The following is a 264-nucleotide window of genomic DNA, read 5'->3' as shown; positions in this document are numbered from 1 at the left end:
GCTTTGAATGGTGAATATCACTTCGTCTAAGTTCTTGAGCCTTAGAACCATTTTCGGCACCAAGCGATAAAAACTCGCATCGGTGCCGTAAGCCAAGCGCTTTGCCTCTTGAGTGACAATGCGTTCTGTTTCTATTTTTTGAGCCAGTATCGCTTCAAGCTGCTGATAAGCTTGTGCGTCTAGTACTCGCTCATGGGATGTGGTTGTCTCCATCTTTGCTTCCTTGTGCTTCTTATTTGGCACTGTTCAGGGCGTGTTGACCTT

1 protein-coding gene is annotated in these 264 nt (G+C 46.2%); it reads right to left on the bottom strand.

What is annotated here, in order from left to right; genetic code table 11:
* On the bottom strand, window positions 1-213 hold a 213-nt coding region (locus AB4496_RS29635; protein WP_372133717.1), incomplete at its 3' end, for a hypothetical protein.
* Window positions 214-264 lie beyond the last annotated feature (51 nt).

Source organism: Vibrio sp. 10N.222.46.A1 (genome assembly GCF_041473595.1).
In the GTDB taxonomy this organism is placed as follows: Bacteria; Pseudomonadota; Gammaproteobacteria; order Enterobacterales; family Vibrionaceae; genus Vibrio; species Vibrio tasmaniensis_A.
This window is presented reverse-complemented; position numbering and strand designations above follow the sequence as displayed.